Raw genomic sequence first — 19,174 nt, 5'->3', positions numbered from 1 at the left:
ACAAATCGGATTGGAACGCCTCACGGGGCTTATCGCATTTGCACGCGCCGGCTCCTTAGGCAGCTACACCGCTGCGGCGCGCTCGCTGTCTGTTTCGCCCTCTGCGATAAGCAAAAGCATCCAGCGGTTGGAGCGTCACTTCGGCGTCTCTCTTTTCACTCGTACGACACGCTCGCTGTCTTTCACGGCCGAGGGCCGCGACTTGCATGGACGTGTGCTAGAGCTGTTGCGCCAGGCAGAAGAGATAGAGCAGGTAGTGAAGTCTGCTCGTTCCGAGCCCGCAGGCACGTTACGAATTGCGGCATCACTCCCATTGGGTCTGCATCTGATTGCTCCTGCTATTACGGATTTTCGAACGCGCTACCCGAAGGTAACGATCGACCTGCGGCTGAGCGACCACATCGTCGGTATGGTTGAAGAGAGCATTGATCTTGCAGTGCGGATCGGTGACCTTGCGGATTCGTCACTGTTGTCCAGGCGACTCTCGCCTTACAGGCTCTCTTGCTACGCTTCGCCAGACTACCTGGCTAGGTATGGTGCTCCCGAGCATCCAGATGAACTGGTGGGGCACGAAACGATCAATTTGCGCTACCAAAGTACGGGGCAAATGTTTCGCTGGCCGTTCCGGATCGGCGAGAAGGAGATCGAAATAGTGCCATCTTCCCCTGTTATCGTTGATTCAAGCGAAGCCGTCATAGCTGCTATGGCCACGGGTGCAGGTATCGGGATGGTTGCAAGTTTCATGGCTGCCCAGCGGGTTAGGCGAGAGGAACTGGTACCAATCCTGCCCGACTTCGATGTAGAGCGGCATAATATCATTGCGCTATGGCCACAGAGTCGTAGCACCAACCCCGCTGTACGCGCCTTTATCGATATGTTGATCGAACGACTTTGAACAGCTTTGTGTCGTTTCGGTGAGCGCCATTTTGACGGCGGCTGCTGGCCGAAAGCTCACCAGGATTGTCGTTCTCCGTTCCTTTGCGTCAGCGATCCGAGCCACGCACAGCTACCCTGGGAATTTGCCGCTACAGTGCCAATAGTCCTGCGGTCTGGTGCAAAACCAAATTCCAGTTCGAGCGGATGGATACCTGCTAGTCTCCATCCATAGTAGGGAAAAACTTTCTGACCAAGGGAATCTATAAATACTCTGAAACAGTGGGGCTGATTCACGCCAAGCAAAACTGTCGTTGCAATGCCTATTGCAACTTTGGCTACAGCTCAAGAAACGGCAGCATTACTAAAACTGAGTGCCATCCCAATCAACACTACGCCGCCAATGAGTTTTGCCCAATGGCCCAACATATTTACCGAGTTTGTGGTCTAGTAGCGCTCCTATGGAGGCCATCACTGTGATGGCTAAGCCAATGGTGAGGCTGACGGTGATGATGTTCACATCAATGAATACGAGGCTGGTGTCTATGTTCACGGCGTCTAGGCCAGTGATGGAATGCAGGGCAATACACGTTATGGTAGGAAAGCTCGTTTGATTAAACTAGGTGCGTAAAATAACTTACTTAAGTGTAAGGTTAGGATGCTGAGTAGCGCTGGATTCTATCAAGTTCTTCTCTGATGATAAGCAGTTAATGAAAAAGTAAATATTTTTATAAATGTAGGGCGTATACTATTTGCTAATGAGTATCTAGTGAATAGCCCTCTGCCATAATTTAGATTAGCATTAGGAGGGCTCTCAGAGTAATAGCTTAATACTGCGTACTCATGATTTTTTATATATGTCGGACTGATGATGATCTTGGGATCAAACTAGGCATAGCCACTCTATTGATCGGCGAGCCAGAGTGTTTATCGCTTAGCAGTAAGTCGACAGCCTGTTGTGCAATATAGTCAAAAGGTATGTATACAGACGTGAGCGGCACAGGTAGACGACTGGCAAGAGGGATATCGTTATATCCGACTAATGAAAGCGTTTTGCCCACCTCAATGCCAAGTCTATGTGCAGCAGCCATCACGCCAATAGCGAGGTTATCGTTGACTGCAAAAATGGCTGTTGGTTTCTCATTCTGTGAGAGCAGAGCCAGCCCTGCTTCCTCGCCAGCTTCGATTCCATAGCCTGACTCGATAATCCATGGCTCACGCACAGGAATCCCTGATTCGCTCATGGCTTTGCGAAAGCCTTTTTGTCGGTCGCGAGCGCTAGAGGTAAAGCTAGGGCCTGCAACAAGGCCAATGTCACGGTGCCCCAGGTCGATGAGGTGCCGAGTAGCAAGGTATCCACCTTGAATATCGTCACCCAAGGCAGAAGGACTTTTACCATCGGTACGAAGCACCAATGAGTGCGGAACTCCCCGGTCACGCAGTTGAGATGGTAATTGGTCATCAAGTCGGCTGGTAGCCAAAATTAGGCCGTCCACACGTCGATTGAGAAGCAATTCAACCGCTTGACGCTCGCTTTCAGGATCGTCACCACTGGTTGCTACGATAGCGAAATAGTGACGTTCTTGAGCAACTTTAGAGATCGCTTCGTAGATAAGAGCCATGACGGTATCGCTCAGTCGGGGCACCAGTACACCGATAGTGCCTGTACCACCTCGCCTCAAGCTGGAGGCAAGAATGTCACGCTTATAGCCGAGTTCTTCCGCCGTTTTTTTAACCCGTTGAGCGGCTGGGCTATTGGAAGGCGGAAGGCGCTCATCAAGAACGCGAGAGACTGTAGACGTGCTGACGCCCGCGGCTTTGGCAACGTCTTGCATAGTTATAGGCTTACCGTGCATGAATATATTATTCCATGACGTGAGGTGGATTACTGAACCTCTGTGTTGGCTCGCATAAACAGGCATTTAGGCGAACCATTCTATCGGTTTTACAGCGATCTTATAAGCGATATGACGCTAACCCCACTGATTTACTATTAGTTTGCTTTCCGTATCCACACATCATTTGTGAGTCGTAGACTAACGTCTAATTTTCGATGTGGTGTATTTGGTGAAACGATTGCAATCGTTCCCAGGAACGATAACACAATCATATAAGAGGAATCATTATGTCTCTCGATCTCCGAGGTTTGACCCCCGCACCGGTTACTCCTTTCACTCGCGATGGCGAGGTTGATTTTGCTGCAATCAAGAAGCTTGGCTCTTGGTTGGGCGGCATCGACGGCGTTAAAGGTCTCGTTGTTCTTGGCCATGCTGGTGAGGGTACATTCATGACCTCTGACGAGCAGACGCGCGTTATTGAGGCATTTGTTGAATCGGTAAAAGGTGAGATACCCATTATCGCGGGCATCACTCGCGAAGGTGACCATGTTGCAGCCGAAGAAGCAAAACGTGCTGTCGAGGCGGGCGCATCTGCTGGTCTAGTCTACCCATCTCATGGCTGGCTAAGGTTTGGTTATCAGGAGGGAGCGCCTCAAGAGCGCTATCGCCGCATTCATGAGGAAAGTGAGCTACCGCTGATTCTTTTCCAGTATCCGGACAATACGAAAGCCACTTACAACCTCCAGACGCAGCTTGATATTGCGGCTCAACCTGGTGTGTTTGCGATGAAAAATGGTGTTCGAAATATGAAGCGCTGGGATACTGAAATTCCTGTCATTCGCGCTGAGCACCCGGATCTACAAATTCTGACTTGTCATGATGAGTACCTGCTTCACACCATGTTTGATGTCGATGGTGCGCTAGTTGGCTATGGCAGTATTGCACCGGAGCCTCTGATCGAACTGATCAAAGCAGGAAAAGCCAAGGATTATGCCAAGGCGCGCGAATTGCATGATCGCCTCCTTCCAGTCACCAAGAATGTCTATCACCGTGGTTCGCATATGGAAGGGACTGTGGCTCTAAAATGGGCCCTGGTAGCCCGGGGTATTCTTGATCACGCTACTGTGCGCTCTCCGCTTCGTCCGCTTGCCGAAGGCGCAGATCGTGAAATTGCTGCTGCTATGAAACAAGCCGGTTTAGCCTAACCGGGATTGACGAATCCTTAGACGCTGGGCGTCCCCGAACGGTGATGCCAATGAGGCATCACCGTAATGCATCCTAAATAACAAATTTAATAGGAGCGTAGGATGAGTATGAATACCAAACATGATTCAGGGCCATTTCCCCCTGCGACAAACCACCATCGATCTCGGTTTTCTCTGACGTTGCCACAAATGCTTGCGTTAATGGGGCCTGCATTTGTCGCTGGCGCTTGGCGTTTCGGACCCGGTGCGCTGACATCCGCTGTGCAGGCAGGCAGCCAATATGGCTACATGCTGCTTTGGGTAATCCTTGTGTCTGCAGTGCTAATGTTTGTGTTTAATGATATGGCTGTTCGGTTGGGCCTTGCATCTGGTGACTCTGTGGTCAAAGTCACCAAGCAAAAACTTGGTCGGCCAATTGGTGTCATGGCTGGCTTCGGTGTTTTCTCTATCACTTTGATGTTTGCTGTAGGCAATGCCGTTGGCTCTGGTTTAGCGCTAAGCCTGCTTTTAGGAGGTTCGGTAGTAGGCTGGACGCTCGCTAGTACAGTAGCGGTCGGCTTATTAATAGCCATGCGGAATACTTATAAGGCGATGGAGCGCTTGTTGGTCGCTTTGATTGGGCTTATGTCCGTAGGTTTTTTAGCATCAACCATACTGAGTGACCCAGATTGGGCGGCTGCTGCGCAAGGTCTTATTCCCAAATTTCCTGCTGAGGCCAGCGTTCTTTTAATTGCTTTGATCGGTACAAATTTCTCCATTAACTCAGCTTTTTATACTGGCTATGCCATCCATGAAAGAAAGCTGAATAGGCAGCAGTACCGAGCTATTACGTTAATGGATACTCTCCCGGGGAATGTGGCAACCGCATTTATGGCGATGCTCATCATCATTGTAGCCTCAGCGGTACTTCACTCCACTGGTACTGTAGCAACGACTTTTCCACAGTTGGCAAGCGTATTGGAGCCGCTGGCTGGAAAGGTAGGGGCGGTACTGTTCAGCCTTGGGTTCTTCGCAGCCGCCTTTTCATCAATGGCGGCAAATGCTTCTGCGGGAGGAACGCTATTAGCGGATGCGTTGGGCTGGAACAGCAGTTTATCCGGATGGAGAGTCAAGCTGCTTGTATACGGGGTGTTGGCTTGGGGAGCTACGGTTGCTGTGGTGGCGAAGGGTTCTCCCATTGAGCTAATTATTATCGCTCAAGCCTTAACCGTCCTAGTAGCACCTTTTTTGGGAATTATTCTCTTTCTTTTGACAAGACGTGAAGATGTGATGGGGGATCTAAAAAATGGCCCTCTACAAACCACGCTTGCTCTAGTGGGGTTGGTGACCATTTTCGCAATGTCTTCTCAGCTTGTTTTTAGGCTCCTGGGTTAAGTTGAAAATAAAAATTTATAAACATGGAGAATAAAGATATGAATAAGTGTCTGTCGTGGCGCAGAGTGCTTCCTTTCTTAGGATATTCTTTTCTATTCGTTACTCCTTCTGTATTTGCAATTGATTATGATGTGAATGGAACCAACGTTTCTTTATACGGTTATGCTAAGCTTGATGTGATGTATGACAGTGGCGACATTAAGGCTGGAAATAGCAGTGGCATGGGCGATAGTGTGAACTTCTCTAAAATTGCTGTGGATGGCCAACCAAGCACAAGTGGGCATTCGAATCTGCATGCTAATGAGTCACGCCTGGGTATCCGCACTACAACGCCGACAGAGAAAGGTGACTTGATTACCAATATCGAAGGCGATTTTTTCTTCGGTAATCTCCGAATGCGTCAGGCCTATGGTTCATGGAACGGTATTACTGCAGGGCAAACGTGGAGCAATTTTCACACCTTTCTAAGCACTACTCCTACGCTTGATTTTACTGGTCCCGCAGGGCGCGATGCATTCCTTCGACAAGCACAACTGCGGTATTCAGTAGGTGATTTTCATGTTGCTATTGAGGATCCGAGCGGTGCCATGTCTGGCAACTCTTTTGACGGAGGCTACGATGCAGTAACCGGTGGTAGATCCATTGCTGGTACTGATGTTGATCGTAAAGATGGCTTGCCAGACATTACGCTTCGGTACGAATCATTGGCTGGTGCATTACGTTGGGCATCAGCTGCCATGATTCGAGAAGTGGCCTTTGACGATGGTGCAGCAAAAGACTCAGAGATCGGGTGGGGAGCTTTTGTCGCGACTAGTTACGCTCTTACGCCAAATACGACTTTGCGTGGTCAGGTAACCGGCGGTGAGGGTATTGGGGCTTACATGAAAGTAAACCCGGCACCCTCAGCTTATCGAGCAGGCAACGAGCTAGAAACCATCTTTGCATGGGGGGGAACGATTGGTATTAGCCACGATATAGGCCCCGGTGCTTTCAACGTTTCATACTCATTTGTTAATGCAGATTGGGATAATGCCAAGCGCGATGGCGTTTCTCTTGTTAATACTGGTAGCTCAAGTGAGTTTATAAGCGCTTATGACGAAGAGCGTGAACTTGTGCATATTAATTACCAATGGAGTCCTGGTCATAACGTAACCTACGGAATTGAGTTGGCTCATGCTGCACGGCATACTGTGGATGGCCGTAGTGGAAGTGTCGATCGCCTACAAGGGAGTGTTATCTATCGGTTTTAACCTGCGGCTTCGGCCTGAATAAAAAGTTGTAATTGATTATATGTCTATGGCTAGTTGTGCGGATAGTGATCTGAACCTTGCTTCATCGTAAGGTTGTTTTAAGCGTTAGCATTTTTGCTAACGCTTTTTTTAGTTAAGTGGGCTAGAAAAGTCTTTAAAAAGGAGCACTGCGTTGATATAAATATCTAACATCTACGCCAACAGAGTACACCTATGAAACATGGTGTCTTGTGCGAATGGGCGAGCAGCTAGATGAGATCATGGGGGAGCCTGAGCTTTTATTGTGTTGGGGGAGACAGCATCTCACTCAATAGCGTTTTCCTTGTCTGCTGTAGGGCGTTAATAATATGAACCATCGATTCGTACTCACCGGCGGCCCCGGTGGTGGCAAAACCACGCTCCTTGATGCCATAGAGAAACGGGGCTATCGCGTTGTACCTGAGTCTGCCCGTAGCATCATCAAAGAGCGGTTGGCGGCGGAGCTATCACCTCGGCCAGACCCGGTCTCTTTCGCTCAGGATATTCTGAAATCCGATATTGAAAAGTACCGGCGTGTCGCTGTTGGCGAGCAGGCCACGTTCTTTGATCGTGGGGTGCTGGATGCGCTGTACATGCTTGATGCGGAGAGCGCGTTGTCACGGGCGGGCATCGCCAACTATGTTCAACTGTTCCCCTATAATCCCGTTGTTTTTCTTCTGCCGCCATGGGAAGACATTTACGGTACAGATTCAGAGCGTGATCAAACGTTCGAGGAGTCCCTCAAGGTATTCGAGGGGATGAAAAGCTGGTATTCGCAATGGGGTTACAAAACGCTGGAAGTGCCGCGTGACACTATTGATGAGCGCGTGAAGTTCGTTTTACAGCATGTAAATAGCCTTTAAATTGTCATTGTTGTTGACGGTTTTCTTCCCCACGCTTTACCAAGACTGCTGAACTACAGCATCATCACTATCGATATGCGCCGAGCCAAGAGAATCCTCTCGCTGGATGCCACCTCCATCCACCAAGCGAGCGTTGCCTAAAAACGCACAGCCTAAGGCTGGAGGAATCAGGTCAAGGAAGTGAATATGCCCACGACTGCTGAGTAAGGTCATGAAATATCCAGAGATCGGCCTGCACATACGTACCTATGATGATGAAGTGAAAAGTCACTCCCATGACCATCATCAACTGGTATTGCCCCTGGTCGGCACGCTGTTTCTGTCAGTAGATTCCATGGCGGGGGAGGTGGTACAGCACCGTGCGGCCATCATCCCTTCAGGAAGCGGCCATGGGTTTGCTGCAACAGAAGATAATCGGTTTTTGGTGGCTGATTTGCCTGAGGGGCTGGCTCCTGCGCTAGATAAGCTGCCTTGTTTCGTGGAGCTTGATTCGGCTTTGCGCCATTACGTCCAGTTCCTACATGCTCAGGTCATGAGCGGGGCTGGAGCGGATGCTACCCAGCATCACATGCTGCTATTGCTGTTACAACTGCTGCAGGAGCGCCATGGAAGTCAATTGAAACTGGATCGCAGGGTTCACGCGGCAAAACAGTTTCTGGATGATCACTTCCACCAACCTATTTCCATGGCTGAGGCTGCTAACGTGGCCCATTTGAGTATTCGGCAGTTGAACGATCTTTTTCGCCATCAGGTGGGCATGACGCCTCATCAATACCTCACCGAAGTGCGAATGAAAGAGGCGTTTCGGCTTCTGGAACAGTCAGGCCTCAGCGTTCAGCGGGTGGCTGATGCGGTAGGCTACTCGTCGTTATCGGCCTTCAGCGACCGCTTCAGACGTCACTTTGGCAAACCGCCTAGCCACTTCCGCCGTCTCTCGACATAATTCCGCCAGGATTCAAAAGATCCTCATTGATGCCATGGATACGCTCTCCCGCAACCGCTAACGCATGAGAATCTCGGGGGAGAGTGACATGGCAACCGTGAATGCCGCTACCTGGATCGGATCCATTTCCGTTCTGCTTTGGGGTACTTTGGCTTTGCTGACCAAGCTATCCGGTGGAGATATTCCAGAGTTCCAGCTGATGGCCATGACTTTCGGCATTGCGTTTCTGTTGATGGGTGGGCGTTGGATCTTGGCTGGCCATACGGGCGTTCGGTATATACGCCAGTCGCCGTTTGCCTGGTGTATCGGTATCGTCGGGTTATTCGGTTATCACTTTGCATATTTCAAGGCGATGACGCTAGCACCGGCGGTGGAAGTCAGCCTGTTGGCTTACCTCTGGCCGCTACTGATCGTTCTGCTGTCTGCCCTGTTACCGGACGAGAGGATGCGAGCTCAGTCTATCGTTGGCGCCTTGGTGGCGCTGGTGGGTTGTTGGTTGTTGATCAGCCGAAATGCAGGCGGATTTGCTTGGGAGAACCTGCCCGGTTATCTGGTAGCGCTGGCGTGTGCATTGATTTGGTCTTCTTACTCCGTGCTCAGCAGATTGGTACGTTCAGTGCCAACCGATGCCGTCGGTTGGTTCTGCGGTGTGACGGCACTGCTGGCTTTAGGGTGCCATATGCTGTGGGAAGAGACGGTGTGGCCGGATGGCTTGATGCAATGGGTAGGCGTGGTTGGGCTGGGACTCGGGCCGGTTGGAATCGCATTTTTTACCTGGGACTATGGCGTCAAACACGGGAACATCCAGCTACTTGGCACCCTAGCCTACAGCGCGCCACTCATTTCGGTGGTGTTACTGATCCTGGCAGGATACGGCGAGGCCACGGTGGCCGTATTGAGTGCCAGCGTGCTCATCGTCATTGGTTCTGTGATCGCAGGTCGCGCGAAGCATCGGGGTGCGGGTAGGCAGTAAGGTACATAAGCTAGAGTTTTTTGGATTCGAAAAAGTCATGATGTAAGCCCCAGAAAGGGCGGGTATGAGCCGATAGCAACGGGCTCTCAAAGAAAAAAGGACTTTAGAATGACCGTAAGAGCAGCAGAAAAAAACGATATTGCCGCCATCGCCGAGGTGTACCAAGCGTGTTTCCCCCGTGAGAAAAATCACGCGCTGTGGATTGAGTCGTCGTTTAACACCTATCCACGGGGCGTTTACTACGTGGTGGAGGTGGACGGTCTGGTGCGTGGCTATATCCTTTGGTGCGTTAAGAACGGCTTTCGGGAAAAAAGCATCATCGAGCTGGAGCAAATCGGCATTCACCCGGAAGCAGCAGGTAGGGGGCTGGGTAAGCAGCTCATTGTGGAGTCGCTAGCGCCGTTCAAGGCCCACGTGCGTCGCCAGGGCTGCGATGTGGGGGCGGTGATGGTGACCACTTCGGAAGGCAACTTCGCAGAGAAGCTGTATCAATCCACGCTGGGAGTCTCCCGCGCGGCCGTGATTAGCGGCTATGGGGCTGGAGATGAGGTGATCTTATATAACGCCAGCGTAGAGTAGCGCGAGAGCGGTTGCGTGCGAATTGGTGACGCAGCAAGCGGAACACAAACATTATTACAAGATACGGAGGTAGGTAATGTCAGAAGTGGAAATCCGGCAAGCTACCATTGAAGACTCGGCTTTAATCCATAAATTTGTCATAGAACTTGCGATTTATGAAAAAGCAGAGCATGAAGTGCTAGCGACAGTCGCGGATATAGAAAACGCTTTGTTTGGCGATAATACGACGACTAAGGCCGTTATCTGTTATTTCAATAACGAACCTATTGGCTTAGCGGTCTATTTCTTCAATTTCTCAACATGGCTCGGTAAGCATGGGCTATATCTTGAAGATTTGTACGTTACTCAAAAATATCGTGGCGTCGGGGCTGGCAAAGCACTTTTGAAGTATCTTGCTAACATTGCAATATCGAAAAAATGCGGCCGTTTCGAGTGGAACGTACTTGACTGGAATGAACCTGCGATCCAGTTCTATGAGTCAATAGGCGCAAAACCGCAAAATGAATGGATAGGCTACCGTTTGACAGGAAAAGCGCTTGAAGACTTTGCAGTTAGTTAACAAGATATAACAAGTCGCAGCAGTTCGCGTCTGGTGGCCGCCCTTTCCTTGGCTTCTTCGTCGCCACTCCATAGGGCGAAACCCTGGAATATGATAAGGACTAGGCCCAGCGTGGTAACTGCTGTGGGGGCGGCATGAATGCCGAACACTTCCGCCAGGTGCCGCCGCTTAGCGGCGCCATCAGCGGCATTATGATCAGGCCGAAGAGGCTGATGGCTATACCTATAGCAACTGGTGAGTTTGTTGCGCGTGGCGCGTTATCAATTCCCCATCCCGTTAACGCCATCAATACCAGCAGCATGGCCTGGGCAATGAAAGCGTCTCCAATATAGCCCCCGGCCCAGTTGAGCGCTGCATAGCGCTGAAAGAAAAACGCGACGGCGACAAAGTCCTAAAGCGGGGCGGGTAGCAGGCAGTCTTCGTAAGAATCCTAGCTACGTTGTTGCGTCCGATACTCAGTAGGACTGACACCTGTCTCTGCGCGAAAGCGGTTGCTGAAATGACTGCTGGAGCCAAAACCGCAGCGTAGTGCGATCTCAGTCATATTTAGCGATGTTTCCGCCAACAAGTATTGCGCCCGGATAAGACGACGGTGCAGCACATAGCGATGTGGTGGGTAACCAGTGGCTTGTTTGAACATGCGGGCGAAGTGGTAGTCACTTAAGCCAGTGATACCCGCCATGCATGCCAGCGTAAGGGGTTGGTTCAGGTGATGCTCAATGAACTCCACCACTCGTTTTAATTGCCACGCAGGTAGTCCACCGGTTGGGCGCAGAGTTGGCAGTCGGCGCTGGCTATAGTGGCGTAGGGTGTGTATCAATGCCGTTTGGGTGGCGGAATCCAGCGCTAATTGATCCAGCGGGTCTTGCCAGTTGCTCTGGCCAAGGGTGGTGCAAAACAGCTGAGTGAGCAGGGCATCCTGGGCGAAGTCGATTTCGTCCAGTTGCACGCTTCGGCCATCTTTATCCCATACCTGTTCGATCAACTGACTCAGGTGAGTGTCGCTGAAATAGAAATGCAGTAGTGAGATAGGCCCATGCACGTCCCAACTTGTGATCAGATTGGCGGGCATTAAACACACGCTATTGCTGGTCTCGCTGGCAATGGTTTGTGATCCCTGCCTGCGTAGGGAGTTCTCCGCGCCGTTCAGATAAACGCTCAGAGTGTGGTGGTTTGAGTGAATTTTCTCAATACGGTCTTCTTGGTTACTCCAACGGGCCAGCGCCATGCCATTTTTTAGCTGGGTGCTACTCACTAGACGCGCCTGCGTCTGTTTCATCCTGGGATAGTGGCTCAAAGTGTCGGTGAACATGGGCGGCTCCTGGGAACTGCGTTAACAGTACTCAGGCTCAGCACGAAACTCAATTCAGCGAACCATTCAACCGCAAGAATAGACAAACTGGCGCAAACGCAGGCAAGCCAGCCAGCCGGGGTGAGCCGATACTATGGCTGACACTAACCACTCTGGGAATGGCAAGCCATGAATAGCCTTCTGTATATCTCAACAGTTCTTATCTGGGGCTCGACCTGGCTGGCTATCGCTTGGCAAGTGGGCGAGGTGGCGGTGCCGGTCTCGGTATTCTATCGTTTTCTCATCGCCGCGCTGGTGCTGTTGGCTGGGCTTACATTGTTGCGCCGACGCCAGGCTCTGCATACCAGGGACCATCTTTTCTGCCTGTTGCAGGGGGGCTGTGTCTTTGGTTTGAATTTCTACTGCTTCTATACCGCTGCGGGTTATCTGCCCAGCGGCCTAATTGCCATCCTGTTTTCTATGTCGATACTGTTTAATGCGGCCAATGGCTACCTGTTCTTTCGCACACCGGTTCCGCGGGTATTTTACCTGGCTTTGGCCCTTGGTCTGCCGGGCATGGCGCTGATTTTCTGGCAGGATCTGGTCACAGTTGAGGCTACGTGGGAACTGCTGGGCGCCATTGGTTTGACGTTGCTGGGTACCTACGGGTTTTCGCTGGGTAACATGGTGTCGGTCAGGCACCAGCGATGCGGCTTGAAAATCAACACCACCAACGCCTTTGCTATGCTGTATGGGGGGATGTTGATGGGGCTGATTGCCTGGGCTCAGGGAGCCAGTTTCAGCCTGCCAGCGGAACCGAGATATCTAGGTGCCCTGGTTTATTTGGCGGTAATAGGATCGGTGGGAGGCTTTGGTGCCTACTTTATGCTGGTCGGCCGTATTGGTGCCGGTAAGGCGGCTTATGCGACGGTATTGTTTCCTTTGGTTGCGCTGGCGCTGTCAACGGTGTTCGAGGGTTACCAGTGGCATGCGGATGCACTTATAGGGTTAGCAATGATTGTGAGTGGCAACCTGCTGATGTTTAATGCCCATCGTTTGGTTTGGCGGTGGCGGCAGCCTGTTTAGTAGCTAATAAAGAGGGCACTGCATTTCAGTTGCGGTGATTGGAGGTGCCGAGCCATACATGGGCGAAGAGTCGATCAGTCCGCCGTCATGCTCGAAGAATGCCTTAACTACTTCGGTACGCACATCGAGCAGCTTCGGATCACTGCCAACGTTGAATGTTCGCCAAGTGCCCATGCCGATAATGGCAGCGTTTTGTCCGTGCCCGCAAAGGTCTTCTGTTGCATCCCGCCCGTGTTGGCAAGAAGTGATACGGTTGGGAGCGTCATGGCGGTGAGCGTGGTGCCGATGAGCGTAAGGCTTTGTCTGCGCGTGATGCGATGCTTGATGTGATGCTTCATAGCGGTCGCTCCTTCAGGTTTTTTTGAACCGGCACCGTGGCAGCCAACACCAGCACAAAGCATGTCAGCACAAATACCTTATTCACAAACCAGTTGGTACGCCAGATCGACCACTCAGGGGCGGCGAGAAAACGGACGAACAGGGTACAGATGATGAGGATTTCAATGACGGACATGCCCACCGCCAATGCACGCGTATAGCTAGGCCGTTCGAGCAGCGCCCAACCTAGCCAAACGTGCGCCAGTGGCCATAGATCCCAATAGATATGCCTTGCCCAGGGCTCGCCGTATGCCAGCCCGTACCCAATGGGAAACAGGTATTTAATGAACAGCGTCCACGCCGCCAGAATAAACAGCAGGTGGGCGAGAAAGCGAATCCAGGCGTTTGGTTGTGGGGCGGGCAGTGACATGACATCACTCCAGTGCTGGGCCGTTAATGACTCTTCTTCAAACCATCTTCAGAGACTGCTTGCGCATTGGGCGAGGATAGGCGGCATCGATCTGTGCCAGATCATCTTCGTCGAGTCTGACGTTATCTGCATCAAAGTTCTGTCTGAGGTGATCCAGTTTCACGGCTTTAGGAATAGCAATCACACCAGGGTGGCGCAGAGCCCAGGCGAGGGCGACTTGCGCGGTGGTGGCGCTGTGTTTGCCGGCGATGCGTTGCAGGGCGGCATCATGCAGTAGCGCGCCGCCTTGCCCGATCGGGCAATAAGCCATGAGCGGCATGTTTTGTTGTGCTTGCCAAGGCAGCAGGTCGTATTCAATGCCCCGTGCTTCGGGATTGTAGAGCACCTGATTGGTGGCGCAAGCTGGCTCGTTGAGCTCTGCTAAGTCGTCAATGTCGAAGTTCGATACACCCCAGCGCAGGATCTTGCCCTGCTCACGCAGCCGTTCGAAGGCTTCCACTGTTTCGCTCAGCGGGTACTGGCCGCGCCAGTGCAGCAGGTATAGATCGATAGTGTCGGTGCCCAATCGGCGCAGGCTGCGCTCGCAGGCAGCCTGAACACCCTTGGTGCTGGCGTTGTGCGGGTAGACCTTGCTGACCAGATACACTTCATCGCGCCGGCCACGGATCGCTTGGCCAACGACTTCTTCAGCACCGCCCTCGGCATACATCTCTGCGGTATCGATCAGCATCATGCCCAGATCCAGACCTTCACGCAGCGCCCTGACCTCAGCCTGCCGTTGTCCGGCATTCTCGCCCATATGCCAGGTGCCCTGGCCTATACGGGGTACGCTTTCTCCGCCTAGTTTGATTGTCTGCATGTTCTCCTCCTGGTTGTTGGGTAAATGGATGAGAGGTGGGTTCTCGTCCTCTATATCATGCGAGAAGAGCGGAAGCATCGGGCGTACATGCTTAGGAGCAGCTAGCCAGGCGCGTCACTCGAATGCCTCCGCTTCGATACGTCAAAGTCATCGCTGCGCTTCAGGCAGGCCGTATAGCCGGGCCTAGGGGGAGCTTTGAATCTATTCCGGATCACTATGAGTTAATGCAGCTTGAACTCATTAAATTATTCAAGGAAAGAGTTCCAGAGTATGTACGATTAGCGACAGTCGAAAAATAGCTAGGTTAGCCACAGTGACCACTACCCTGGCAGCTAACCTCAGGTGGTCATAATACGATCAGTTCGGGTAAAGGTTGAGCTACTACAGCCTCTCGACAGCCAACGCCAAGTTGAGTGCCAAGGGTAGCCGCGGTATCAGTGTGGCCTGGTAAGCGTGGTAGAGATCGGGCTTGATGTCACCTTCGGCAGTGTCGATCTGCAGCTTACCGTCGAGCTCCTGATACCAGCCGCCCCGCGCGCGATCAATAAAGGTGGTGTCGATGAAATCCCAAAGCCGCCGATACCAGCGCTCGTAGTGGGTCTGATCGGTGCGTTGTAGAAACGCGGCAGCGGCGGCCAGTGCTTCGGCGTGAGTCCAGTGGCGACGCCGCAGGGAGTTTGGGCGACCCTCCCAATCCACGGTATACACTAGCCCTGGGGTGCCGTCGGTGGCCCAGCCATCACGCAGGCTGGCGTCAAATAGCGCCGCAGCGTCAGCGAATAGCCAAGAAGGAGCTGCGCGGCCGCGAGATTCAAGCGCCGCCTCCAGTTGCAGCATCAGCCGCGACCACTCGAAACCGTGACCCGGCGTGGCGCCATAGGGATAGAACCCGTCGTCGGGGCAGTCGGCGTTGTGCTCCGGCCATTCTGACCAGTCGCCATGAAAATGCTCGAGGATGCGGTAATCCTGGGGAGCCGCGTGGTGGTGAATCAGCCGTTCAACGATGGCTAGCGCCCGGTCAAGCCATAGCGGTTCGTCGCGCACATCGGCTAGGGCCAAGCACAGCTCTACGCCGTGCATGTTGCTGTTACCGCCGCGGTAGTCGCTCAGTTCGCTCCAGTCCTGACTGAAACTCTCGACGAAAGCTTGCTCATCCATCGACCAGAAGCGGGTGTCGATCACCTCAATGGCCTCTTCGAGCAGAGCAGCCGCGCCGGGAATATCGGCGTGGGTCGCAGTGGCGGCACCGAGGGCGACGAAGTGATGGGTATAGCACTGCTTAGTGCGGTCGTCGCTGGTGGCGGGGTCGGCCCCGAACCAGCCGCCGTGTTGCTCGTCGCGCAGCTTGCCAGACAAAGCGCGAATGGCGTGCTCGGTCAGTGCTGCAGCGCCTGGTAGACCTTGTAGCGCCGCTAGGGCACAGCTGTGCGCCATGCGTGCGGTGAGCATGGTGTCGGCGCTGGCGCCGTCGGGAATGCGCCCGTCACCATTGAGTACTGCGAAACCGCCAGAGGCCAGACGCGCCTGGCGATGAAATTCGAACAATGCGAGCCCTTCGCGGGTCAGCCAGTGGTGATGGGTGGCACTATTGAGCCAGCGCCGGGGTTTTTGATCGGTGTCGTGGTTCATCGCAGCCATGCCTTATGTGATCGAGTGGGATCTTACCTCAGCCATTGACGATGGTGCCGCCGGTCTGACAGCTGGAAGGCTATATTTAGCGTGTGATTGGCTCTCCTTTACGCAATCCGCCAAGTTAACCATAAATTGCGCGCCGTCTAATTTCTAATTGATTGATATTAAGCTTTATTAGAGTATGAGAGCGAATCGATTAGAATTGGACATATGATTAGCAACTTTACGATTGCCGGGTGGGGCAGCTATCGCCCTCGCACCCTGTTAACTTCGCGCGCCCTGGACGAGCGTCAAGGTCAATCGCCCGGCTGGACTGAACGTCAGTTTGGCATTGCCGCGCGCCATGTCGCGAGCGAGGAGGAGACCACCTCGATGATGGCGACTGAGGCAGCCCGTGAGGCGCTGAACCGCGCAGGCTGGGGCAGTACACCGCCCGACGTCATCATTGGCGGTTGTGGCGTTATGGAGCAACCGATTCCGTCTACAGCCGCTTTAGTCCAGAACCGTCTCGGCTTTGGCCAGTCCGGCGTGCCTAGCTTTGATGTTAACCAGACCTGTTTATCCTTTATGGTGGCACTGGATATCGCCGCCATGGGCATTGCCTGCGGGCGCTGGCGGCGCGCGCTTGTATTTGCGAGCGATATTGCGTCGGCTGGGCTTAATCCTGAGGAGCCGAAAACGCGCTCCATCTTTGGCGATGGTGCGGCGGCACTGGCGATTGAGGCGACGTCAGACCCAACCTGTGGAATGCGTTCAAGCGTTTCGGTTACCCATGGTGCTCACCACGCGCTAGCGCAGCTTCGCGCGGGCGGCACAAAGTTGCGCATCGCTGAAGGTTACCAGGCGCTGGTCGCCGGTTCCTATTTCGAGATGGACGCCTTTGGCATCTTCAAGGCCGCTGCCAAAGCGTTGCCTGGCGTCATTGAGCGTGCGCTCGAGCAGGCGGAAATAAGCAAGGATGATCTTGCCTGCGTGATTTCCCACCAGGCGAGTGCACCAGGGGGCGAGCATATCAAGCGGCTTTTCGCGCCCAACAGTGACCGCGTGGTCAATATCTTCCCAACGACCGGTAACCAGATCGCCGCCTCAATCCCGAGCGTGCTCGCCCACGCACTCACGACGGGGGTCGCCAAGCCGGGTGACTATATCCTGCTGTTGGGCACTGCCGCGGGGATCAGTGCCAGTGCAATGGTGCTCAAGCTATGAGTCAACGGCGTATCCTTATCACCGGGGCGACCGGCGGGCTGGGCATGGCGCTGGTGCGCGAGGCGCTAAAACGCGGGCATGCTGTGCGAGCCACAGGGCGTTTGCAGGCGGCGGGCGAGGCGCTTACGTCACTCGGCGCGCAGTTTGTTAGGGCGGATCTTACCCAGCCAGAAGTTGTTTTTCGCGGGCTCTTAAAGGATGTCGATAGCGTGATTCATGCCGCCGCTTTATCGGCCAGCTGGGGCCCCCGGCGAGCATTTGAGAGCCACAACCTTCAACTGACCGAACAACTGCTTGAGGCGGCCAGCTGCTCGGGCGTAGAGCGTTTCGTGTTTGTTTCTTCGCCGTCAATTTTTGCTGCGTACCGTGACCGGATAGCCATCGGCGAACATGACGGCCCCGCGCTTCAGCCACTTAATCATTACGCACGTACCAAGCACGCGGCGGAACGCAGCGTGCTTGCGCCGCGGGAAGACGCCATGGCCTGCTGCGCCATTCGCCCGCGCGCACTGGTCGGGCCGGGCGATCGGGTGATCCTGCCCAAGTTGGCCGAACTGGCGGGGCGCGAGCGGATGCCGCTTCCGCGTGGCGGCCGGGCGCTGATTGAGTTGACCGATCTGCGCGACGCCGCATGGGCTATCTGCGCCGCTGAGGAGCAGGCAGTCGGGCTTGCCGGAAAGGCAATCAACATATCGGGAGGTAGCCCCATTGCGGTACGAGAGGTGGCTGGTAAGCTCGCCGATGCGTTGGGAAAAACACCGCAGCTTGTCTCGCTGCCGGTTGGCTTGGCGCGTGCTATCGCTATGCTCAGTGAAAACGCTGCGCTGCTGATGCGCTCTGCTCGCGAGCCGATGCTGACCCGTTACAAGCTGGCGACGCTGGCCTACTCTCAGACCTTTGATCTTGAGCCTGCTCAGCGACTACTCGGCTACCGACCCCAGCATGATGCACTGGCGACCCTGCTGGCCGAAGCGCGGCAGCTTGCCACGCAGGAAAAGCAGCCATGATCCGCGTCGGATTCCGTTGGCTTGAACGCGGTTTATGCCGCCATCCAGAGATCGCCACTCTCTCAGGTGGAAGCCTGTGTGCGGTTGATTTTCCCGCCATGGTGGGGGTGATTGAGCACCCGGCGCGGGGTATTTTGTTGTTTGATACCGGCTATGATCCTGCTTTTATCGATGCAACCGAGACGTTTCCCGAGCGGTTCTATCGCTGGACAACGCCGGTCAAAATTGATGCACAGCAGGCGTGGAGCGCCTGGCTCGCGACCCATGGGATTGAAGACAGCGCGATTGTTGGCACCATTATCTCGCATTTTCATGGCGACCATGTCGCCGGGATGTGCCACCTTGCCCAGCGGCCAGTCTATTGCGCCCGTGCGGGCCTTTCCGGATTGCGCCGGCCGGGTCGCTTTGGCCGCGTGCGCCAGGGCCTGCTGCCTGCACTGGTTCCCCAGACAGCCGATGCCAATGCTCGCTTTTTTGAAGATGCGCCAGCAGTGTCACTACCCAGCGGGTTCGCGCCCTTTAGCGAAGGCCGTGACATCCTGGGTGACGGCAGCTTGGTCGCCGTCGAACTGCCCGGTCATTGCGTTGGCCACTGGGGGCTGGCACTACGCACCACCGAGGATCGCCAGGTCTTGCTGGCTGCCGATGCGGTGTGGCTTGGCAAATCAATCACGCAGCGCCGGCCACCGCCGCGTCTGACCACCGCACTTCTAGGCGATACCCGGCGTTATCGCGCTACGCTAAACATGTTGAGTGAGGCGGCGTGCTGCAATGGCGACTTGGTCATCCTGCCTTCACATTGCGCTGCCAGTGCCAAGCGCTTTGGCGGCCATGATGCGAACTGACCGGGTCGTAGCCGCATGGTTACGA

At 53.8% G+C, this 19,174-nt stretch carries 22 protein-coding genes; 14 read left to right on the top strand and 8 right to left on the bottom strand.

What is annotated here, in order from left to right; translation table 11 throughout:
• Nucleotides 1-10 precede the first annotated feature (10 nt).
• A complete protein-coding gene (locus HALA3H3_RS01450) occupies nucleotides 11-895 on the top strand; it encodes a LysR family transcriptional regulator (protein WP_022520609.1) in 885 nt (294 codons plus the stop codon).
• Between the two features lie 342 nt (nucleotides 896-1,237).
• Here HALA3H3_RS01450 and HALA3H3_RS25895 read toward each other — a convergent pair whose 3' ends face one another.
• Nucleotides 1,238-1,426, bottom strand: coding sequence for an MntP/YtaF family protein (locus tag HALA3H3_RS25895; protein WP_022520608.1), 189 nt, complete (start codon nucleotides 1,424-1,426; stop codon nucleotides 1,238-1,240).
• A 298-nt stretch (nucleotides 1,427-1,724) separates the two neighbouring features.
• A complete protein-coding gene (locus HALA3H3_RS01445) occupies nucleotides 1,725-2,729 on the bottom strand; it encodes a LacI family DNA-binding transcriptional regulator (protein WP_022520607.1) in 1,005 nt (334 codons plus the stop codon).
• Between the two features lie 269 nt (nucleotides 2,730-2,998).
• On the opposite strand from HALA3H3_RS01445, the gene HALA3H3_RS01440 reads away from it, so the two are divergent.
• From HALA3H3_RS01440 to HALA3H3_RS01425, 4 genes are all read left to right on the top strand, one after another.
• The gene (locus HALA3H3_RS01440) at nucleotides 2,999-3,916 is read left to right on the top strand and encodes a dihydrodipicolinate synthase family protein (protein WP_022520606.1); all 918 of its coding nucleotides are present in this window, start codon (nucleotides 2,999-3,001) and stop codon (nucleotides 3,914-3,916) included.
• A 102-nt stretch (nucleotides 3,917-4,018) separates the two neighbouring features.
• On the top strand, nucleotides 4,019-5,290 hold the full coding sequence (locus tag HALA3H3_RS01435) for an Nramp family divalent metal transporter (RefSeq protein WP_022520605.1): 1,272 nt from the start codon (nucleotides 4,019-4,021) through the stop codon (nucleotides 5,288-5,290).
• Nucleotides 5,291-5,328: 38 nt separating this feature from the next.
• Entirely contained in the window at nucleotides 5,329-6,540 is a 1,212-nt protein-coding gene (locus HALA3H3_RS01430; RefSeq protein ID WP_022520604.1) for a DcaP family trimeric outer membrane transporter, read from the top strand.
• Between the two features lie 347 nt (nucleotides 6,541-6,887).
• A complete protein-coding gene (locus HALA3H3_RS01425; protein ID WP_022520603.1) occupies nucleotides 6,888-7,421 on the top strand; it encodes an AAA family ATPase in 534 nt (177 codons plus the stop codon).
• 36 nt (nucleotides 7,422-7,457) lie between these two features.
• Here the strand turns inward: HALA3H3_RS01425 and HALA3H3_RS26880 are convergent, their stop codons facing one another.
• Nucleotides 7,458-7,634 carry a hypothetical protein gene (locus HALA3H3_RS26880; protein ID WP_155705713.1) on the bottom strand — a complete coding sequence of 59 codons (177 nt, stop codon included), beginning with the start codon at nucleotides 7,632-7,634 and terminating at the stop codon, nucleotides 7,458-7,460.
• Between HALA3H3_RS26880 and HALA3H3_RS01420 the strand changes: the two genes are divergently transcribed.
• The 5 genes from HALA3H3_RS01420 to HALA3H3_RS27230 all read left to right on the top strand — a co-directional run bounded on the left by HALA3H3_RS01420 (nucleotide 7,633) and on the right by HALA3H3_RS27230 (nucleotide 10,807).
• Nucleotides 7,633-8,364, top strand: a complete 732-nt coding sequence (locus HALA3H3_RS01420) for an AraC family transcriptional regulator (protein WP_022520602.1) — start codon at nucleotides 7,633-7,635, stop codon at nucleotides 8,362-8,364. The two genes, HALA3H3_RS26880 and HALA3H3_RS01420, sit on opposite strands and share 2 nt — an antisense overlap.
• 88 nt (nucleotides 8,365-8,452) lie before the next feature.
• Entirely contained in the window at nucleotides 8,453-9,337 is an 885-nt protein-coding gene (yddG, locus tag HALA3H3_RS01415) for an aromatic amino acid exporter YddG (protein WP_022520601.1), read from the top strand.
• Between the two features lie 108 nt (nucleotides 9,338-9,445).
• Nucleotides 9,446-9,916 carry a GNAT family N-acetyltransferase gene (locus HALA3H3_RS01410; protein WP_022520600.1) on the top strand — a complete coding sequence of 157 codons (471 nt, stop codon included), beginning with the start codon at nucleotides 9,446-9,448 and terminating at the stop codon, nucleotides 9,914-9,916.
• A 76-nt stretch (nucleotides 9,917-9,992) separates the two neighbouring features.
• The gene (locus HALA3H3_RS01405) at nucleotides 9,993-10,475 is read left to right on the top strand and encodes a GNAT family N-acetyltransferase (protein ID WP_022520599.1); all 483 of its coding nucleotides are present in this window, start codon (nucleotides 9,993-9,995) and stop codon (nucleotides 10,473-10,475) included.
• A gap of 134 nt (nucleotides 10,476-10,609) precedes the next feature.
• Nucleotides 10,610-10,807, top strand: coding sequence for a hypothetical protein (locus HALA3H3_RS27230; RefSeq protein WP_238326058.1), 198 nt, complete (start codon nucleotides 10,610-10,612; stop codon nucleotides 10,805-10,807).
• A 98-nt stretch (nucleotides 10,808-10,905) separates the two neighbouring features.
• Here the strand turns inward: HALA3H3_RS27230 and HALA3H3_RS01395 are convergent, their stop codons facing one another.
• Nucleotides 10,906-11,787, bottom strand: coding sequence for a helix-turn-helix domain-containing protein (locus HALA3H3_RS01395; RefSeq protein ID WP_022520598.1), 882 nt, complete (start codon nucleotides 11,785-11,787; stop codon nucleotides 10,906-10,908).
• Between the two features lie 168 nt (nucleotides 11,788-11,955).
• Between HALA3H3_RS01395 and HALA3H3_RS01390 the strand changes: the two genes are divergently transcribed.
• Complete coding sequence (locus HALA3H3_RS01390) at nucleotides 11,956-12,852, top strand: DMT family transporter (RefSeq protein WP_009287227.1); 897 nt, start codon at nucleotides 11,956-11,958, stop codon at nucleotides 12,850-12,852.
• A gap of 107 nt (nucleotides 12,853-12,959) precedes the next feature.
• On the opposite strand, the gene HALA3H3_RS26875 is transcribed toward HALA3H3_RS01390, so the two are convergent.
• The 4 genes from HALA3H3_RS26875 to HALA3H3_RS01370 all read right to left on the bottom strand — a co-directional run bounded on the left by HALA3H3_RS26875 (nucleotide 12,960) and on the right by HALA3H3_RS01370 (nucleotide 16,088).
• Nucleotides 12,960-13,190 (bottom strand): hypothetical protein, encoded by a 231-nt coding sequence (locus HALA3H3_RS26875; RefSeq protein ID WP_039859276.1) that lies wholly within the window; start codon nucleotides 13,188-13,190, stop codon nucleotides 12,960-12,962.
• Nucleotides 13,187-13,600: a hypothetical protein gene (locus HALA3H3_RS01380; protein WP_022520596.1), complete on the bottom strand. Its 414-nt coding sequence runs from the start codon at nucleotides 13,598-13,600 to the stop codon at nucleotides 13,187-13,189. Before HALA3H3_RS01380 ends, HALA3H3_RS26875 begins: the two co-directional genes overlap by 4 nt.
• A 37-nt stretch (nucleotides 13,601-13,637) precedes the next feature.
• On the bottom strand, nucleotides 13,638-14,459 hold the full coding sequence (locus tag HALA3H3_RS01375; RefSeq protein WP_022520595.1) for an aldo/keto reductase: 822 nt from the start codon (nucleotides 14,457-14,459) through the stop codon (nucleotides 13,638-13,640).
• Between the two features lie 381 nt (nucleotides 14,460-14,840).
• Nucleotides 14,841-16,088 carry an AGE family epimerase/isomerase gene (locus HALA3H3_RS01370; RefSeq protein WP_022520593.1) on the bottom strand — a complete coding sequence of 416 codons (1,248 nt, stop codon included), beginning with the start codon at nucleotides 16,086-16,088 and terminating at the stop codon, nucleotides 14,841-14,843.
• Nucleotides 16,089-16,301: 213 nt separating this feature from the next.
• Here HALA3H3_RS01370 and HALA3H3_RS01365 point away from each other — a divergent pair, with 213 nt between their 5' ends.
• The 3 genes from HALA3H3_RS01365 to HALA3H3_RS01355 are packed head-to-tail and all read left to right on the top strand — an operon-like array spanning nucleotide 16,302 to nucleotide 19,149.
• Nucleotides 16,302-17,297, top strand: a complete 996-nt coding sequence (locus HALA3H3_RS01365; protein WP_022520592.1) for a 3-oxoacyl-[acyl-carrier-protein] synthase III C-terminal domain-containing protein — start codon at nucleotides 16,302-16,304, stop codon at nucleotides 17,295-17,297.
• On the top strand, nucleotides 17,294-18,304 hold the full coding sequence (locus HALA3H3_RS01360) for an NAD-dependent epimerase/dehydratase family protein (protein ID WP_022520591.1): 1,011 nt from the start codon (nucleotides 17,294-17,296) through the stop codon (nucleotides 18,302-18,304). The genes HALA3H3_RS01365 and HALA3H3_RS01360 overlap by 4 nt, the downstream gene beginning before the upstream one ends.
• A complete protein-coding gene (locus HALA3H3_RS01355) occupies nucleotides 18,301-19,149 on the top strand; it encodes an MBL fold metallo-hydrolase (protein WP_022520590.1) in 849 nt (282 codons plus the stop codon). Before HALA3H3_RS01360 ends, HALA3H3_RS01355 begins: the two co-directional genes overlap by 4 nt.
• Nucleotides 19,150-19,174: the final 25 nt, after the last annotated feature.

The organism is Halomonas sp. A3H3, from assembly GCF_000982975.1.
In the GTDB taxonomy this organism is placed as follows: domain Bacteria; phylum Pseudomonadota; class Gammaproteobacteria; order Pseudomonadales; family Halomonadaceae; genus Vreelandella; species Vreelandella titanicae.
This window is presented reverse-complemented; position numbering and strand designations above follow the sequence as displayed.

Excerpts from the sequence above, each read along its gene's own strand:
- HALA3H3_RS01445 (WP_022520607.1), bottom strand. The coding sequence starts at position 2,729 with ATGCACGGTAAGCCTATAACTATGCAAGACGTTGCCAAAGCCGCGGGC.
- HALA3H3_RS27230 (WP_238326058.1), top strand. The coding sequence starts at position 10,610 with ATGAATGCCGAACACTTCCGCCAGGTGCCGCCGCTTAGCGGCGCCATC.
- HALA3H3_RS01370 (WP_022520593.1), bottom strand. The coding sequence starts at position 16,088 with ATGAACCACGACACCGATCAAAAACCCCGGCGCTGGCTCAATAGTGCC.
- yddG (WP_022520601.1), top strand. The coding sequence starts at position 8,453 with ATGGCAACCGTGAATGCCGCTACCTGGATCGGATCCATTTCCGTTCTG.
- HALA3H3_RS01395 (WP_022520598.1), bottom strand. The coding sequence starts at position 11,787 with ATGTTCACCGACACTTTGAGCCACTATCCCAGGATGAAACAGACGCAG.
- HALA3H3_RS01435 (WP_022520605.1), top strand. The coding sequence starts at position 4,019 with ATGAGTATGAATACCAAACATGATTCAGGGCCATTTCCCCCTGCGACA.
- HALA3H3_RS01375 (WP_022520595.1), bottom strand. The coding sequence starts at position 14,459 with ATGCAGACAATCAAACTAGGCGGAGAAAGCGTACCCCGTATAGGCCAG.
- HALA3H3_RS01410 (WP_022520600.1), top strand. The coding sequence starts at position 9,446 with ATGACCGTAAGAGCAGCAGAAAAAAACGATATTGCCGCCATCGCCGAG.
- HALA3H3_RS01360 (WP_022520591.1), top strand. The coding sequence starts at position 17,294 with ATGAGTCAACGGCGTATCCTTATCACCGGGGCGACCGGCGGGCTGGGC.
- HALA3H3_RS01425 (WP_022520603.1), top strand. The coding sequence starts at position 6,888 with ATGAACCATCGATTCGTACTCACCGGCGGCCCCGGTGGTGGCAAAACC.
- HALA3H3_RS01430 (WP_022520604.1), top strand. The coding sequence starts at position 5,329 with ATGAATAAGTGTCTGTCGTGGCGCAGAGTGCTTCCTTTCTTAGGATAT.
- HALA3H3_RS01380 (WP_022520596.1), bottom strand. The coding sequence starts at position 13,600 with ATGTCACTGCCCGCCCCACAACCAAACGCCTGGATTCGCTTTCTCGCC.
- HALA3H3_RS01420 (WP_022520602.1), top strand. The coding sequence starts at position 7,633 with ATGAAATATCCAGAGATCGGCCTGCACATACGTACCTATGATGATGAA.
- HALA3H3_RS01405 (WP_022520599.1), top strand. The coding sequence starts at position 9,993 with ATGTCAGAAGTGGAAATCCGGCAAGCTACCATTGAAGACTCGGCTTTA.
- HALA3H3_RS01365 (WP_022520592.1), top strand. The coding sequence starts at position 16,302 with ATGATTAGCAACTTTACGATTGCCGGGTGGGGCAGCTATCGCCCTCGC.
- HALA3H3_RS26875 (WP_039859276.1), bottom strand. The coding sequence starts at position 13,190 with ATGAAGCATCACATCAAGCATCGCATCACGCGCAGACAAAGCCTTACG.
- HALA3H3_RS26880 (WP_155705713.1), bottom strand. The coding sequence starts at position 7,634 with ATGACCTTACTCAGCAGTCGTGGGCATATTCACTTCCTTGACCTGATT.
- HALA3H3_RS01355 (WP_022520590.1), top strand. The coding sequence starts at position 18,301 with ATGATCCGCGTCGGATTCCGTTGGCTTGAACGCGGTTTATGCCGCCAT.
- HALA3H3_RS01440 (WP_022520606.1), top strand. The coding sequence starts at position 2,999 with ATGTCTCTCGATCTCCGAGGTTTGACCCCCGCACCGGTTACTCCTTTC.
- HALA3H3_RS01390 (WP_009287227.1), top strand. The coding sequence starts at position 11,956 with ATGAATAGCCTTCTGTATATCTCAACAGTTCTTATCTGGGGCTCGACC.